Source organism: Pseudonocardia nigra (assembly GCF_019396355.1).
Lineage (GTDB): Bacteria > Actinomycetota > Actinomycetes > Mycobacteriales > Pseudonocardiaceae > Pseudonocardia > Pseudonocardia nigra.
In genome coordinates this window covers 1-1,214 of the sequence record NZ_JAHKRK010000477.1, presented here as the reverse complement: position 1 = coordinate 1,214, position 1,214 = coordinate 1, and the positions used below count along the sequence as shown (strand labels likewise).

Here is a 1,214-nt window from a genome sequence, read left to right as displayed (position 1 = left end):
CCCGGCCGCCTGACCAAGTGGCAGGAAAGCCACGTTCCGGACGCTGAACGACAGGAACGTGGCTTTCCTGACGCCGAGGGCCGCGTGGAATGCGCGGCGTGCACGCCGGGTTGGGCCCGGTGATGGGCATCTCGGTCCGGCTCTCGCTGCTCGACCGGTCGCGCATCAGGGCGGGCGAGCCCGACGCGGCCGCGCTGCGGCACACCGTCGCCCGCGCACAGCGCGCCGAGTCGCTCGGCTACCACCGCTTCTGGGTGGCCGAGCACCACGCCGTCCCCGGGATCGCGAGCGGCAGCCCGCCGGTGCTGATGGCGGCGGTCGCAGCAGCCACCGAGCGGATCCGCGTCGGCTCCGGCGGCGTCATGCTGCCCAACCACCAACCCTTCGTCGTGGCCGAGCAGGTCGCGATGCTCGAGGCGCTGTTCCCCGGTCGGATCGACCTGGGCGTCGGCCGCTCGCTCGGTTTCACCCCGCCGGTCCGCCGCGCGCTGCGCCACGACACCGACGTCGCCGACACGTTCGCTGGCGACCTCACCGAGCTGCGCGCCTTCCTCGACGGAACCGGGCCGGTCACCGTCCGGCCGCGCCTGGACCGGCCCGTCCCGGTCTTCGTGCTCGCCACCGGCCGCGGCCTCGCACTGGCGGGCGACGCCGGGCTGCCTGTGGTGGTCGGCGGGCCGGTGCTGGACTCCGACGACATCGGCGCCGCGCTCGAGGACTACCGGGACAGGGTGCGAGCGGCGGGCGCCGAGCCGTACGTCGTCGTGTCGCTGGACGTGCTGGTGGCCGACTCCGTCGCGGCCGCGCGTGAGCTCGCGCTGCCCGAGGCGTGGGCGCTCGCCGCCGCGCGGACCACCGGGGAATTCCCCGCGCTGGAACCGGTCGACCCCGACCGCCCGCTCACGCAGCGGCAACGCACGGTCGTCGAGGGGGCGGTGGGGCGCACCGTGCACGGCGACGAGGACACCGTCGCCGCCGAGCTCGACGCCCTGTTCGCCCGCAGCGGAGCCGACGAGTTGCTCGCCTCGACGTCGACGTTCGACCGGGACGCGCTGGCGGAGTCCGACGCCCGGCTCGCCCGGCTGCACGAACGGCACTTATCTGTGGCGGGAGCCCCGGTCAAGCACCAGTTCGTGATTGTTTGTTGTTCCTCGTCGTGTGGTGTGCCTGGCGGCGCCCCGGAGCCGGCGTCAAGGTGGAGCGCCCGTGGACGA

1 protein-coding gene is annotated in these 1,214 nt (G+C 74.5%); it reads left to right on the top strand.

Annotated features, from left to right (window positions below):
* Positions 1-98: 98 nt before the first annotated feature.
* On the top strand, positions 99-1,214 hold a 1,116-nt coding region (locus KME75_RS41715; RefSeq protein ID WP_308283528.1), incomplete at its 3' end, for an MsnO8 family LLM class oxidoreductase.